The organism is Paenibacillus suaedae (assembly GCF_032337355.1).
In the GTDB taxonomy this organism is placed as follows: Bacteria; Bacillota; Bacilli; order Paenibacillales; family Paenibacillaceae; genus Paenibacillus_B; species Paenibacillus_B suaedae.
In genome coordinates, this window is record NZ_JAVYAA010000003.1 from 98,276 (window position 1) to 116,302 (window position 18,027).

General features: G+C 47.5%; 1 protein-coding gene. It reads left to right on the forward strand.

Annotation, left to right across the window (positions count from 1 at the left end):
• Nucleotides 1-31: 31 nt before the first annotated feature.
• Nucleotides 32-17,989 carry an SDR family NAD(P)-dependent oxidoreductase gene (locus RQP50_RS14130; protein WP_315745798.1) on the forward strand — a complete coding sequence of 5,986 codons (17,958 nt, stop codon included), beginning with the start codon at nt 32-34 and terminating at the stop codon, nt 17,987-17,989.
• Nucleotides 17,990-18,027 lie beyond the last annotated feature (38 nt).

Sequence of the window (18,027 nt, forward strand, 5' to 3'; positions counted from 1 at the left end):
GTTCGATTTTGGGACGTTTGGGGGTAAAATCGTGAGTAAGGTAGAGACAAGCCAAGGAATTGCGATAATTGGAATCAGTCTTCGTTTTCCGAAATCAGATACCCTGGATGAGTTCTGGGATCATTTAATATCCCGGGATTCGTTGATCACCGAAATCCCGTTGGAGCGCTGGGATAAAAATGATTATTACGGTGATCCGCAAAAAGATGTAAATAAAACAAACAGCATCTGGGGCGGATTTATTGATCGGGCCAATTGTTTTGATGCTTCCTTTTTCAATATATCACCCCGCGAAGCAACCTATATGGATCCACAACAACGGATCACTTTGGAACTGGCTTGGAAAGCCATTGAAGACGCAGGTTATAGGGCTGGGGCATTGAAATCTACCAAAACCGGCGTTTTTATGGGGGTTTGCAACACCGATTATACAGAGATGATGGAGAAATACCTTCAGGATTTCGATACATACGTACCGACGGGAACTTCCAACGCCATACTGTCCAACCGAATTTCTTATTGGTTTGACTTTAAAGGACCCAGTATTACTATTGACTCGGCCTGTGCCAGTTCACTGGTGGCGATTCACCAAGCTGTTCGTTCTCTGGAAAACAAGGATTGCGAATATGCATTGGCAGGTGGAGTCAATCTGTGCTGGTCGCCGCGACGCTTTATTGCGCTCAGCAAAAGCGGCATGCTGTCCAAAGACGGTTCATGCAAAGCCTTTGATGAGAAGGCCGATGGTTATGTTCGGGCGGAGGGTGCGGCGGTTTTATTACTTAAGCCTTTGGACAAAGCGATAGAGGATCGGGATACGATTTATGCGGTAATCAAGGGTGTGGGCACCAACCATGGCGGAAGAACCAACTCGCTAACGATTACCAATCCCAAAGCCCAAGCGGAACTGATCGTTGATGTTTACGAAAAAGCCGGAGTAAGTCCGGATAGTGTTAGTTATATTGAAACCCACGGGCCGGGAACACCTCTCGGTGACCCCATTGAGATCCATGGCCTGAAGAATGCATTTAAACACTTATATCAAAAGGTTGGGAAGGATCCCAAAGAAGCCACCTGTGGTTTGGGATCGGTAAAAACCAACATCGGACACCTGGAAGCTGCCGCGGGAATTGCGGGAGTAATCAAGGTACTGGCTGCGATGAAACATCGAACGTTGCCCGCCAGTATCCATTTTCAGCAGAAAAATCCCATTATCAACTTTGAGGGTTCTCCATTTTATATTGTAAATGAAACTATTCCGTGGAATACCTTCGGGGATGCTCCGTTTCCCCGTCGGGCGGGTGTGAGTTCCTTTGGGTTCGGTGGAAGCAATGCGCATATCTTTATAGAGGAGTATGTTCCAGAATCGCAAACAGAGTTACCGACACAGGAGCTTGAAGATAGCAATGATTTCGCATTGATTCCTTTTTCCGCCAGGAATGCTGCTCGGCTCCGGGAGTATGTAGCCATGTTTTTGGAGTATTTACAGAAATCATCCAACCTTGTCCTGCGGGATATGGCGTACACCCTTCAGGTGGGCCGAGAAGCCATGCCGGAACGGGTGATTTTTCTTACTCGCAGTGTCCCGGAACTTATTTCTCAATGCGAAGCATTTCTGCAAAATGAGGAGAATCAGGCTAATGGCTGGCGGGGTGGGCAAGTCAAGGAAGTGAAAGGTCTTGACCAATTGCCGGAGGTAGAATCATTCACTATGGAATCAAAGTCTCAGTGGTACGCCGATTGCCCCGCGGAAAAAATAGCCGAACTATGGACTGAAGGGTATATCATTGAGTGGGAGTTGCTGTACACCAAAAATTTAGCGAAGCGAATCAATCTGCTCACCTATCCTTTTGCCAGAGAATCGTATTGGTTTCCAATTGGTGATCCCGGGAGTAAAGGTCAAGACGCAACTTCCAAAAACGTGATCACGGAGATTGAGCATTCGCCGAAATCTTCTCAGAATAATCCTGTTTCGTTCCCTCAAAATCCTCCGGTTTATACTGATCCAACCGATAAGGCTGAGAGGATTAGCTTAGTACCGTTATCCGCCATTAACATTCCATCGGTTCATATCCAATCCGGAGGTAAACCACGCATTACCCTGACGGCGCTCGATGTTTCCTCAGAACTGCCTGAATGGAAAAACACGCAGCTATCGGCAGTCGTAGTGCCAGAGGCGGACATTGCAATGGATGTACTGATGAATGAGCTGACGATCAGCCTGGCGGAGGCCCTAGCTATGAATCCTGGCGAAATTGATATAGACGCCAAATTCATCGATCTTGGACTGGACTCTATCATCGGTGTGGAGTGGGTTCGGAAGGTTAATGATCGTTATCATACTTCCTTGGCGGTGACAAAAGTATATGATTATCCGTCTATTCGCGAATTTACCGGATTAATAGCCGGAGAAATAAATAAACAACCCGACCGGGAGTTAATTGAATTTGAGAAATCATTGGCAAACCCACCAATAGATGATCCGACGGATGACTTTGATGGATACGGGGATACGGGTCTTCCACCGCTTGAACCTGTCATTCTTGAGGGATTGTGGGATTCTTTCGCTGTGGAAGGATTGCGGGAGGATTTAAAGTCCAGTCTAGCGGAAGCCCTATTCATGAAACGCAATGAAATTGATGATAATGCTAAGTTCGTGGATCTCGGCTTGGATTCCATTATTGGAGTGGAATGGATCCGGAAGGTGAATGAGCAATATCAAACATCGATTTCGGTAACTAGAGTTTATGATTATTCCACCCTGTATGAGTTTGCCGAATTTTTGGCACAGGAACTACAAAAACAAGGAAAGTCAGACTACCGCCGTGAGGTGAAATCACCTAAAAGCAGTTCACCCGCGAATCAACCGGTTTCCATTCAAGCAGTAGCTGTTGTCTCCTTTGAGACCTTGCGGGAAGAGTTGAAGGCCGGGCTGGCGGAAGCTTTATCCATGCAACCTGGTGATATCGATGATGATGCTAAGTTTGTTGATCTGGGCTTGGATTCGATCATCGGCGTGGAATGGATCCATAAGGTGAATGAGCGTTACAGCACTTCCGTTGCAGTAACCAAAGTCTATGATTATCCCACTATCGCTGAATTTACTGGGTTCATTCTACAGGAAGTAAACAAGACGAAAAAATATACGCTTAGCAAGCTGGAGTTAACAACGGTGGCACCTGTTTCACCATTTCCGTCCAGGGCAATCCCAATATCCAATGTGGTTCCACCTGCTCCTGAAGGGAATCAAACCAAGCGGTTTGAAGAACCTGTTGTCTCGAATCAACCGGTGGTGGCTTTACGGGAGATTGGTTCCGGAGTTATCCAGATAACTATGCAGGATCGAATGAATAAGAACAAGTTTTCTGAAGAATTAATTCAAGTGCTGATACAAACCATTGAATCCATTCAGACGGATCCGAAATATAAGATCATTATCTTAACCGGGTATGACACCTTTTTCGCTGCGGGCGGCACTCAGGAGAATCTTCTGGATATCTTTCAGGGAAAGGCAAAATATACGGATTCGAATCTATACCGGGTTGCCTTGGATTGTAAGATTCCCATTATCGCTGCAATGCAGGGTCATGGGATTGGTGCCGGCTGGTGTTTCGGAATGTCCTGTGATTTCGTGGTGATGAGTCAGGAAAGTTATTATTCCACCAATTTTATGAAATTTGGTTTTACACCCGGTTTCGGATCCACTTTAATTTTCCCAGAGAAGCTTGGGATTGGTCTGGCTCAAGAAATTTTATTTACGGGTAAAAGGTACCGAGGTTCGGAGTTGCAAACCCGGGGAATTCCATTCCCGGTATTGTCGAGGGCGGAGGTTCTACCCTATGCCATTCAATTGGCGAATGAATTGGCCGAATCCCCAAGGGAAGCTTTGATCTTACTTAAAAATCATATGGTGGAATCCTTGCGGGAGAGGATCTCTATTACCATTGAGAAAGAAATCCGAATGCATGATCAGACCTTTGTGAATCAAGCCGAAGTCAAGGATCGGATTCAATCTTTATTTGGACAGTTTTCTCCCGATGGTCAATCCAACACGTCGAATAGCGTGTCCTGTGAAGGGTTAAACACTTCAACCCGGTCAGAAAGCTATTCGTCCATCTCTTCTGAGGTTTCGATGAAAATATCCAGTTCTCCGGATCAAGCCTTGCAGAATAGCATTGCGATAATCGGAGTGTCGGGTCAGTTTCCGAAATCAAGGAATCTCACCGAATTTTGGGATAACATAGCGAACGGCAGGGATTGCATTTCCGAGGTTCCCGCCAACCGTTGGTCGGTGGATCAATTTTACGATCCGGATCCGGAAGCCCCTGGCAAAAGCCATTGTAAATGGATGGGCGCTTTAGAGGATGCGGATCTTTTCGATCCATTATTCTTCAATATCTCGCCTGCCGAAGCGGAATTGATGGATCCACAACAACGGCTATTTTTGGAGCATTGTTGGAGTAGCATTGAAGATGCTGGTTTGAATCCCGCTTCGTTGTCTGGAAGCCGCTGCGGGGTTTTTGTGGGTTGCGCCACAAATGATTACGGGCAATTCATCGCTGGGCAGGAGTTGAATGCACAACGCCTCATGGGGGGCTCCAGTTCGATTCTATCGTCCCGGATATCCTATTATCTGAACTTAAAAGGGCCTTGCCTGGCCATTGACACGGCTTGCTCGTCCTCATTGGTGGCAATCGCCGAAGCTTGTAACAGTCTGGTGTTGCAAACCAGTGATTTGGCCCTGGCCGGTGGTGTTTGTGTGCTGGTTGGACCGGAAATGCATATTATGACCAGCAAAGCTGGAATGTTGTCCAAAGATGGCCGCTGTTTTACGTTTGATAATCGAGCCAATGGCTTTGTACCGAGTGAAGGGGTCGGGGTTGTTTTATTAAAACGGCTCGCTGATGCTATCCGTGATCAGGATCATATACACGGAGTCATTCGCGGTTGGGGAATAAATCAGGACGGGCGGACTAACGGAATAACCGCCCCTAGTGTGAATTCCCAAATATTTTTACAAAAAGAAGTATATAAACGTTTTGGTATCAACCCGGAGAGCATATCTATGGTGGAAGCCCACGGTACCGGAACCAAACTGGGTGACCCCATTGAAGTAGAAGCGCTTACTAAATCGTTTCAAGCCTATACTCAGCGGAAGAATTACTGTGCCTTGGGGTCAGTGAAAAGCAATATTGGTCACCCCTTGACTGCTGCAGGCGTCGCTGGGGTTATCAAAGTATTGCTGGCGATGCGGCACCGGATGCTGCCTCCCACCATCCATTATGAAAAACTCAATGAACATATTTCGCTTTCCGATTCTCCGTTCTATATCAATAATCAGATGCAATCATGGGAAACAGCGCAATCGGTACCTCGGCGGGCCTGCGTCAGTTCTTTCGGATTTAGTGGAACCAATTCTCATGTTGTCATCGAAGAGTACTCCCCTACGGAGGTCAAACGGAGTAAAGAGGAAATTCATTCGGGAAATCCGGCGCTGTTTGTATTATCGGCGAAAGGTGATGCGCAATTAAATGTCTATGCCGGCTCCATGGTTGAATTTCTGAAATTGCATCCGGAGCTTGACTTGGCGGATATGGCCTATACGTTACAGGTTGGCCGAGAAGCCATGGACTATCGACTGGCATTTATAGCGGATTCCAGAGAAGCGGTTTTAAAAGCACTTATGGAGTTTATGAAACATAACTCCGTTCCAGGGATTCTTACCGGACAGGTGAAAAAGGGTAAGGATGGCATGGGGGTCTTGGAGTCGGATGCAGATGCCAAATCACTGGCACAAACTTGGTTCCGCAAGAAAAAGTTCACCCAGATTGCAGATTTGTGGGTCAAGGGATTAAATCTCGACTGGAACCAGCTTTATGACAGTAACCGACCGCGTCGGATAAGTTTACCTACCTATCCTTTTGGCAAAGAGAGCTTTTGGGTTGAGGTAGACCCGGTTCAGGTTTCTGCAGGTGCGAAGGGGCTGGTGTTGGCTCAGCATTTGGATATCGCCTCTCAGGCGAAATTGGCAATTAGCCAATGCGGCTATAAGGACTCTGTTCCTCCTGTGTCGGAACAACCGGAACCCTATGAGATCATGACTTTTGAAGAAGTTTGGAAGGAAAAGGGCTTGGAACCTGGCATTTCTGCTGGTGTGAAAACTTTGGTTTGTTTTCTGTCACAGCCCCAGAATCAGCAAGCATTTTCCAAAGCATGGGATGCCTCTGATCCGGGAACCAACATTATTTTCATAGCTAAAGATACCGCCTTTATAAAGCGTTCATCCCATGAATATTCGATATCGGCCATGGATCCCGAGTCGTATCGCAGAGCTTTGCAAAGCATCCAGAACCATGTTGGCAATATGGACGCCGTGTTGTACCTGTGGGCATTAGAAGATCAGAGCTGCATTCAAGATCCTTCAGCAATTGTATATATTCTACAAGCCTTTGCCGGGCTCAATCGAAAACCCGGCCGATTCTTGCTGGCCGCGCAAATCAGGAATGCACTGGATCGTTGTTACCTAGAATCCTGGATTGGTTTTGAACGTTCTTTGGGGTTGGTGTTGCCACAGACACAGGTGGCTGCAATTTATCATGAAGACAGCGCAGCAGAACGAGAATTTTCTATGGGTGACTGGGCGCTAACTCTCCGATCCGAACTAGGTGCTGCGAAAGCACAAAGCGGATTATATAAAGCGGGAAAACGCCATGTGTATCAGATCCAACCAGCCACGGTTACGGCAGAGAAACCTTCGTTCCGTTCCGGTGGTACCTATCTGATCACAGGTGGCTGTGGCGGATTGGGATATTTGTTTGCCGAACATTTGGCGAAAGCCCAGTCGGTCAATTTGATTCTTACTGGTCGGTCGGCCTTGGATTCCGCTAAACAATCCCAAATCAATCGATTGCAAGCATTGGGCAGCCGCGTCATTTATCTCCAGGCGGATATCGGTGATCGGGAGGCTATGACTAAGGGATTGCATCAGGCTAAAGAATCCTTTGGAGAAATTCATGGTGTAATTCACGCGGCTGGGGTCGCGATACAACTTAGTATCTTTGATAAGGGAATCGAAACATTTCAAGCTGCTTTAGCTTCAAAGATTAAAGGTACTCTCTTGATTGATGATTTACTGTGTCGGGAACCCCTTGATTTTATCTGTTATTTTTCTTCATCTTCAGCAATCTTGGGGGATTTTGGCGCCTGTGACTATGCCGTAGCCAACCGTTTTCAAATGGCTTATGCCCGCTATCGGAATCAATTGCAATACCAAGGTGAGCGGCAGGGTAAGGCAATTGCCATCAACTGGCCGCTGTGGCGGGATGGCGGCATGGGCTTCGAAGATGAACAAACTGAAATGTATCTAAAATCCAGCGGCCAGCGTTATTTGGATTCCCAAGAAGGCACTGATATATTTGATCGAATTTTGGGACAAGGCCGGGAACAACTTTTGGTGTTGGCGGGCCAGCCAAGCCGAGTGCTTCGTTTTTTAGGTCTGTCATCGGAACCGACCTGGTTACTTCCGGCGACAACCGTTCGTTCAGGCGGTAAACAACGGCCTGTTGCATTAAAAGGGTTAAGTTTGGCCCAATGCCTTGAATGGGACCTGAAAGAACAAATTAGCAAATTGTTGAAGATTTCCCGGGAGAAGATAACGCGGGAGGAGAACTTGGCCGATTTTGGTTTTGACTCCATTTACTTGGCCAATTTCGCTACGATATTAACTGGCCATTTTGGATTTGAGATCTCGCCTGCTGTATTTTTTGGTCATACGAGTTTGGAAAAATTAGTTCAGTATTTTATCACGGAACATGCAGAAGCAGTCCGGGAGTTTTATCCGGAGGATGTTCCTGAATATGTCCTAGCTACGACTGCCAAGCCGGCGACATCCACCGTCCAAACCGTGTCCAAAATCCAAGGAATCAAGAAACTCCGGTTTGCGGAAGAGGCTATTCCGAAGAAATCGGATGAACCCATTGCCATTATTGGGATGAGTGGACGATTCCCAGACGCCTACAATATTGAGGAGATGTGGACGCTGCTTGCCGAAGGGCGGAATGCGGTGAAAGAGATTCCAAGTGACCGGTTTGATTGGCGTTTATATTATCAAGATTCCCCTTCGGAACCTGGAAAAACCAACTCTAAATGGTGCGGTTGCATACCAGGCGCAGCTGAATTTGACCCTTTGTTCTTTGAAATTTCGCCGCGGGAAGCGGAGTCGATGGATCCAAGACAACGGTTGTTAATGCAGGAAGCCTGGAAGGCTCTAGAGGATGCTGGTTACGGCCCAGCACGAATTCAGGCCGGTAAAATCGGCATGTTTGTTGGGGTTGAGGATGGCGATTATCAGAAACTGGTTCAGGATAGGGGCAATGTAACTTCTAATCATACTGCAATATTAGCGGCAAGGCTTGCTTACTTTTTAAATCTCAGTGGCCCGGTGATGGCGATTAATACAGCCTGTTCTTCCGGACTCGTGGCCGCCCATGAAGCCTGTTTGAGTTTGAGGGCAGGGGAATGCGATACGGCTATCGCCGCCGGAGTTAACTTAATGTTGACGCCGGATCCATTTATTAATATGAGCAAGGCGGGAATGTTGTCGGGAAGCGGCAAGTGTCACGCATTTGACAAGCGAGCCGACGGATTAGTTCCCGGCGAAGCAGTTGCCGTAGTTGTATTCAAGCGGTTATCGCAGGCGCAAGCGGACGGTGATCCCATCTATGCCGTTATCCGTGGCAGCGGGATTAATTATGACGGGAAGACCAACGGGATCACTGCCCCAAGTGGAGTTTCACAAGTCAATCTTTTGAAATCCGTCTACAATCAATATCAGGTGAATCCAGAGGAGATTGAATTCATCATCTCTCACGGTACCGGCACCAAATTGGGGGATCCCATTGAGATCAACGCCCTGAATGATGCATTTAAGGATTATACTCATAAACAGGGTTATTGCGCGGTGACTTCCACCAAGACTAATTTTGGGCATACGTTTGCGGCTTCGGGATTAGTTAGTTTAATCGCCCTGGTTCAGTCATTGCGTCATGAGACCATTCCTGCGAGCCTACATTGTGAGCAGGAAAATGATTATATCAACTGGCATGGAAGTCCATTTTATGTAAACAAGGCGAATCGGCGCTGGCCCGCGAAACCTGGTCAGGAACGGCTGGGCGCGGTCAGCGCGTTTGGTATGAGTGGCACCAACGCTCATCTGGTTGTCCAGAGTTATTTAGATGGGAAGTCCCAATCAAACTACCGGGATGATGGAGGGGTTCCAGCACCGTACACCATCCTAGCGGTCTCAGCTCGCACCCCCGAAGCATTGCAGGAAAAGATCGCCCAGATCATTGCGGTGCTCCGAGATCTTAGGACTGGAACACGCAACCTGTCATCCATGAGTTATACCTTATTGGAGGGGCGGCAACATTTCGATTACCGCTGTGCAGTAGTGATTCAGGATCCGGTGGATGCGGTCTATGCATTGCAGCAAGCCGGAGGCACGGAGAAGCTGCCGAATCTGTTCCAGGGAAGGGTATCCCGGGAATTCACCGGACAGAAAGCGATTTACGAATATACTCGGGAACTATTGATCCAAAGCGTGGCAGTCCAGAATGACCGAAGCAAGTATCAGGAAATACTTTGTGCTCTGGCAGATTTTTATTGTCAAGGATATGACCTTGCCTGGAATTTGCTGTTTGGGGAGCGACGCCCGTCCATGATTCATCTCCCAACCTATCCGTTTTCACGGGAAAACTATTGGGCGCCTCAGGCTAATACCTTGAGAGAGATCGTGACGACTGTCACCGACGTGATTCATCCGTTATTGCATCAAAATACTTCCGACTTCATGGAACAACGTTATAGTTCCGTCTTTAGCGGTCGAGAGTTTTTCTTGGCGGATCATAGGATAAAAGGTCTCCGGGTTCTGCCGGGAGTCGCTTATCTGGAGATGGTTCGGGCGGCGGTCGCTCAGGCGGCGGGGGTTTCCGAACAGACATGCATTCGGATAGAAAATATGGTTTGGGCTCGGCCGATTACGGTTGATGACCAGCCGGTGAAGGTTCATATCGGTCTTTTTCCAGAGGCTGACGATGAAATCGCTTTTGAAATCTATACTGAAACGGGTGGGCTCGAATCGGCTCCCATCATCCATAGCCAAGGCACGGCCCGGTTGAACCCTATTACTCAGAGTACTGCTATAGATTTGCAAGCATTACGGTCAGCGGATTACCAGCAAACCTATTCTGGTGCCCGATGTTATGAAGAGTTTCGTTCGATGCAACTACAATATGGCACGGAATTTCAAGGGATAAAGAAGATCTATGTCGCTAAGGATCGGGTATTGGCTGAACTGTCCTTACCTTCCATCCATTCGGATCAGGGACGGCAATTTGCATTGCATCCTGGGATGATGGATTCCGCTCTTCAGTCGTCCATCGGTTGGATTATGCATTCCTTGGGAAGCTGCAGCGGGCAAAATCCGTCAATTCCCTTTGCTCTAGATGAGGTGGAGATATTCGGCAAGAGTACCAGTACCATGTGGGCGTTGATTTGGAATCACGGAGTCAGTTCTGCCGGGATCCAGGGGTGGGAACGCGGCGGAATGCGGAAACTGGATCTGGAGCTATACGATGAAGAAGGAACACTTTGTGTAAGAATGAAAGGCTGCGCGTCCCGGGTTATGGAAGGTGAGCCGGGGGCTGTTGGTTCCGAGACGGCGACAGGCACTCTTCTGGTCGAACCGTATTGGCGGGAAGCACCGATTACCGGTGGGGTTGCGGACATGGAATACAATCGGCATTTGGTTGTCTTATGCGATCTGAATGAAATTGATCCTCAAGCCATTGAAAAGAATCTGATCAATACACGATGCTTGGCGATCAAAGCCGCGTACCCGATTGAGAATATGGCTGAACGTTTTGAGACATATGCTATTCAATTATTTGAGGAAATCCAAAACTATATTCAAACCACAACTTCAGGAAAAATGCTGATTCAGATTGTGCATCCATCCCAAGGGGGCTCGGCTCTTTATCGTGGATTTTCCGGGTTGTTGCGTACGGCCCAGTTGGAAAATCCCAAACTCATCGGGCAAATCATTGAGGTGGAATCAACCGAGAACGCTGTTACCCTTGGTGAGAAATTATCCGAAAACAGGAACCGATCCGTGGACTTGGAAATCAGTTACCGTGTAGGGAAAAGGTATAGCAAAGGCTGGAACGAATTGCAAATTCCTTCGGAATCCCGGCACATTCCATGGAAAGATGACGGAGTGTATCTAATCACCGGAGGTACGGGTGGTCTGGGACTGATTTTTGCTCGAGAGATCTTGCGTCAGACCCAGCATGCGACCTTGATTCTTGCTGGCCGGTCCACGCTTGACGAGGAGAAATTGGATCAATTAAAGCAATTAGAGCGATCCGGAGCCTGTATTGAGTATCAACAAATGGATGTGACCCAGAAAGAGGCTGTGGACTCGCTTATAAAAAACATCCAAAAGAAATACGGCAACCTCCATGGGATCATCCATAGCGCCGGGGTAGTTCACGATAATTATATCCTAAAGAAGAACCCCAAAGAGTTGCAGGAAGTCCTTGGGCCCAAAGTCGCTGGTCTGCTGAATCTGGATGAAGCAAGCCGGGATATTGAGATTGATTTTCTCATTCTCTTTTCTTCAAGCACCGGTACCTTGGGGAATCCTGGCCAGGCCGATTATGCAATGGCGAATACCTTCATGGATGCCTTTGCCGGATACCGTAATTCACTGGTAGCGGCAAATCAACGTCATGGCAAAACTCTTTCCGTTAACTGGTCCTTATGGAAAGAAGGCGGAATGCGTGTCAATCCAGAAATGGAGAAATTCATCCGAGAGAATACCGGCATCAGCCCAATACGTACTGAGACAGGAATCCAGGCTTTGTATGACGCCCTCGGCTTCGGGCGGGATCAAGTCATGGTACTGGAAGGCGACCGCACCCATTTATATCAAAAGTTATTGGCGCCAAACCATAACGAGCCGGAATTCCGGGTTACTTCTCAAGTAGTAGCGTCGGATACCAGCAATATACTTGAAAAAGTTCAAGCTACGCTGGTTCAAATTTTGGCGCAATTACTCAAAGTAACCACCGCGGATATTGATGCCGATGTGGAACTGAGTGAATATGGACTCAACCTGGTATTGCTGGCTGAATTAGTGGATCAACTGAACCAGATTTATCAGCTTGATTTGTCCGCGAGAATGTTCTTGGAACAATTCACTCTGAACGGTATGGCGGATTATCTCATTAGCAATTACGAAGCATCCCTTTTCCGGAAATATAGCATGAGCGTTGCCAAATCACGGGAAGAGAACAAAGTTACGGCACCAGTAGCCCAGAATATGTTAGCAGAAAAATCCTTGAATTACTTTAAGAAACTGATTTCATCCTTTATAAAACTACCGCTTCATCATATCGAAACTGATGCGCATATGGAAAAATACGGTCTGGATTCCGTAATGGTTCTAGAATTGACCAACCACTTGGAGAAGACTTTTGGATCATTGTCCAAGACACTGTTTTTTGAGTATCAGAGCATCCAACAATTAACAAGCTATTTCCTAGAGAATTATCAGCATAAATTGGTGGAGTTGTTGGGATCCGGTGAGAAAGTGACCGTAGCCAGCAAGGAAATTCCTCCAGCGAGAGTGTTGAACTTGCCAGTGGCATCACCACCAGTGGCCCGCCGCCGTTCGCGGTTTGCGACTATCGCCGAACAGCGGGAAGAAAAGGCAACCGGGAAGGCTTTAGATATTGCCATTATTGGTCTTTCCGGCCGTTACCCTGGTGCGGAGAATCTACAGGAATTTTGGCGTAATCTCCGAGATGGAAAGGATTGTATCACTGAAATTCCTGATGATCGTTGGGATCATCGGTTATATTTCCAAGCAGATAAAAATATACCTGGGAAAACTTACAGCAAATGGGGCGGATTTATTGACGGGGTCTCGGAATTTGATCCGCTGTTCTTCAATATTTCTCCCCGTGAAGCAGAGATGATGGATCCTCAGGAACGCTTGTTCTTGGAATGCGTCTATTCCACCTTGGAAGATGCGGGGTATACTCGGCAAACCCTTGGCACGTATCAAGGAAACGGGATGCCAGGCAATGTGGGCGTATTTGTCGGCGTGATGTATGAAGAATACCAGCTTTACGCCGCTCAGGCTCAGATTTTGGGTACACCCATGGTCTTGTCAGGGAACCCCGCATCCATCGCCAACCGGGTGTCATTTTTCTGTGATTTTCACGGGCCAAGCATGTCAGTGGATACCATGTGCTCTTCTTCGCTTACGACCATTCATCTGGCTTGTCAAAGCCTGCAAAGAGGCGAATGTGAGGCCGCTATTGCTGGTGGTGTGAATGTCTCCATTCACCCCAACAAATATTTAGTGCTTGGCCAGGGCAAGTTTGTATCCAGTAAAGGTCGCTGTGAAAGCTTCGGACAGGGAGGGGACGGCTATGTACCGGGTGAAGGAGTGGGTGCTGTATTGCTCAAACCGCTTTCCAAAGCTGTTGCTGATGGGGATCATATTTACGGTGTCATCAAAGGAACTGCCATTAATCATGGTGGAAAGACCAATAGTTACACCGTCCCTAACCCTAATGCCCAATCCGAAGTAATCAAGCGTGCCTTTGTTGAGAGCGGTGTTCATCCTCGGACCATTAGCTATATGGAAGCTCATGGAACCGGAACATCTCTAGGTGATCCAATTGAAATCGCCGGTTTGAATAAGGTTTTCCGGGAATATACGAATGACCATCAGTTCTGCGCTATTGGATCGGTAAAATCCAATATTGGTCATTGCGAGAGTGCAGCGGGCATTGCAGGTATCACCAAGGTGCTGCTTCAATTAAAATACCGTCAATTAGTGCCATCGTTGCACTCCGAGGTGTTAAATCCGAATATTGATTTTAGCAATACTTCCTTTGTAGTTCAGCAGGAACTTGCCGAATTGAAAAGGCCCGTAGTTACCATCAACGGTGAAACCAGGGAATATCCTATCATTGCGGGGGTCTCATCCTTTGGTGCCGGAGGTTCTAATGCCCATGTACTGATCAGTGAATATGTTCCCGAGGAGATGGGACAACCCGTGGTGGTTCCAAAGAGCCCCACGGATCAAGAGCGTGTGATTGTTGTCTTGTCGGCGAAAAATGAAGACCGGCTGAAAGCCCGGGCGCAACAGTTGCTAACTGCTATCCGGGAGCGGCAAGTTCCGGAGGAGAGTCTGGTGGATCTGGGTTATACGCTCCAGACTGGACGTGAAGCCATGGAAGAACGCCTGGCGACGGTCGTGTCGACGATACAAGAACTTTCTGAGAAGCTGGAATGTTTCATTGCCGGAACTGAAGGCATCGAGGACTTATATCTTGGGCAGGTCAAACGCAACAAAGACACTCTGGAAGTATTTGCAGCGGATGATGATTTACAAAAGGCAATTGAAGCCTGGATCATCAAGGGGAAATATTCGAAACTGATGGATTTGTGGGTAAAAGGGCTGAATGTTGATTGGCACAAGCTCTATGGCCATTTCCAACCCAAGCGGATTAGTTTACCAACCTATCCCTTTGCCAGAGAACGATATTGGATCCCGGACAGCGATAAGATTTTTACCGACCCCATAAAGGCTGTGTCAGATGTTGGGGGAGATCAAGGAATCCAGCGGATAGGAAGCATTCTCAAAAAACAATGGGAACTCTGCCCATCAGCGCGGAACATTCTGCCCGATCGGACGATTGTCATATGTACTACTGAGCAAAATCGTTCACTGGCAACTTTACTTACAAAATATTTCCCTAATCATCGGATCATCGGCCCGGAGAATTCCAAGATCCATACCGAACTGACCGAATCACAGTGGAAGAACTACGGGGGCTGGATCGACTTGATTGGCGGGGAAGCGGATTCTGATGAGTCTCAGGACTGGATTGTCTGGCTGCAGCATTTGATTGAATATGGATCTAGGGAAGGCCAGGGACTAAGGTTGCTCGGTGTGACCAGTGGCTTGGAAACATTCCATAATTCCACCGTCCGTCTCTGCGGAGCCGAGCGGGTTGGACTCTATCGGATGCTGCAAAACGAGTACAGTTATCTACGCTCGCGACACCTGGATACGGATCCAGAAATCAGCGACTTGGAGCGGGCTGAACAAATTGCCATGGAATTCCTGGCGGACAGCCAGGATCCGGAAGTTTGCTACCGGAATGGTGAGCGTTACCGGGCTTACCTGGCTGAATTTCCCGAACCTAAGAATCTCCATCCTTTCATGTTCCCCAAGGATCATGTTTTGTGGATTACCGGCGGTACCCGGGGGCTCGGCTACTTATGTGCCAAACATTTTGTGACGCGTTATGGCGTCAAGAGATTGGTGCTCACCGGACGGGAAGCTTTGCCTCCGCGTGAGGAATGGGATGGCTTGGAGCGGAAGAATACCCCGTTGTCTCAAAAAATTCGGGCCATTCGCGAGCTGGAAGCGGAAGGAGCTAATGTATCAGTCAGTTCGGTTCCGCTGACCGATCAGGAGAGTCTGCAAGGATATCTGGCGGAAATTCGGAATACCATGGGGCCAATAGGAGGGATTATTCATTGCGCCGGTATCGGCGACGCGGATAATCCGGCTTTTATCCGGAAAACTGTGGCAGGAATTCAATCAATCCTTGAACCCAAAGTGGTGGGACTTGAAACCTTATATCGAACATTGAAAAATGAACCATTGAAATTCTTTATTTTGTTTTCATCCGTATCGTCCATCATTCCCACATTAGCGGTGGGACAAAGCGATTATGCCATGGCCAATTCCTATATGGATTATTTTGCAGAAGCCTATGGCAGCGAAACCCCATTGGTGTCTATTCAGTGGCCTAGTTGGAAAGAGAGCGGAATGGGCGAAATTAAAAGTAGAGTCTATCAACAAACTGGTTTATTAAGCATGACCAATGCGGAAGGCCTGCAACTGCTGGATCATATTTTATCAAGGGCTATTGAGCCAGTAGTTCTCCCCGCAATAGTGAACCCGGAAATATGGAGGGCGGAACTACTTATGCGCACCCCTGGATCAGAGCGGATCACTGGGGCAACTGTATCTCCTGTCACCCAATCCAAGCCCTCTGGCATTCAAAGGGTGAAGGATAGGGGGGATACCGTAGAAACTGCCGTGCATCATTGGTTGAAAGATTTGTTTGGAGAAGAGTTGAAACTTGATCCGGAGAAGTTGGACTTGGATACGGAGTTTCAAAATTATGGATTGGACTCGGTTTTACTGGCGCAAGTCGTCCGTAAAATAGATCAAAAGCTGGGAGAAGTGGCCATGGAACCGTCGGCGCTCATTGAATTTCCAACCATCAAGAGCCTTGCCGATTACTTGGTAAAAACTTATCCAGAAGCATTTGATTCCATGCTCATCGCCACAAATCAAACCAGTCCGATGGAACCCGAGTGTAGTCCCGAATTCCTAGTGGCAGCAACCATGCCACTGACGATGAGCACCCCAGTTGTCCCTCATCCGCCTCAGGATATAGGGGATAGAATAGCCGTGGTAGGTCTGGCATGCCACTTTCCTGATGCGGAGGATGTTGGTCAGTACTGGATAAATTTAAGAACCGGTCGTGACAGTATACGGGAAGTGCCGAAATCACGCTGGAATTGGGAAAAGTACTATGATCCCCGCGGTTTTCAGGAAGGAAAATCAATAAGCAAATGGGGAGCTTTTTTAGCGGAGATTGAGGACTTCGATCCCCAGTATTTTAAAATTGCTGAAGGCATCGCTCACCAAATTGATCCGCTGCAACGGCAATGGCTGGAAGTAAGTGCAGAAGCCTTGGCTGATGCAGGGTTTTCCAAAAATGATTTATGGGGAAAAGCGGTGGGTGTTTTTGCTGGGGCCAGAACAGGTAATTTTAGCAACAAATTTTGTCAAACTGACAAAGACAGGATTATCGGCACCGGGCAGAACTTTATTGCTGCCCATTTGGCGCATATCTATAACTTCAAGGGGCCTAATATGGTTATTGATACGGCTTGTTCCAGCTCCTTAACGGCAATCCATTCGGCCGTTCGGAGTATTCAAAGCGGAGAATCTGAACTGGCACTGGCGGGTGGGGTTGATATATTGCTGGATGAGGCGGTATATCTTACGCTCAGTTCTGCCAAAGTTCTGTCTCCTGATGGACGCTGTAAAACTTTTGACGCTGAAGCTAATGGAATCGGATTGGGTGAGGGTTGTGGGGTATTGGTGTTAAAATCCCTATCCAAAGCAATTCAGGATGGTAATAAGATCTACGGTGTGATCGACGGATCGGCGATCAACAATGATGGAAACACAATGGGAGTGACCACACCAAATCCAGAAGCACAGCGGGATTTGATTGAGAAAACAATTGCTGTCGCCGGGGTTAACCCAGAGACCATCAGTTATGTGGAAACCCATGGAACAGGAACTTTAATCGGTGATCCGATCGAATTGAAAGCCTTAACTCATATTTTTGCCAAGTACTCAGCACAAAAACAGTTCTGCGGAGTTGGCAGTGTCAAAAGTAATATTGGACATTTGCTTAGCGCCGCAGGCGCTGCGAGTATCATAAAAGTTTTGCTGGCTATGATTCATCAGGAATTGCCGCCTACTTTGCATTGTGGCAAGCCGAATCCTCGATTTAATTTTCAGGATTCCCCGTTTTATATTGTTCAAGACGCAAAGCCCTGGACAACTTCAAACGGGATCCTTCGAGCTGGAATTAGCGCTTTTGGATTGGGTGGAAATAATGCCCATATCATTATCAGCAATGAAGGAATTCCTGCTCATCTAAGAGCATCCGTGGTTCCACGGGGTGAAAAAATAGAGTATAACCGGAAATGGTATTGGCCAGAGGAGATTTCCGAGATCAATAGGGATGACAATGATCTGTCCAGGCAAGATGAAGAAGAAGAGTTTTTGGAATTTTTCAAGTTCAATCAAGAATGATGATCGGGGGAGGAAGCTATGTCGGGTCAAACGAAGAA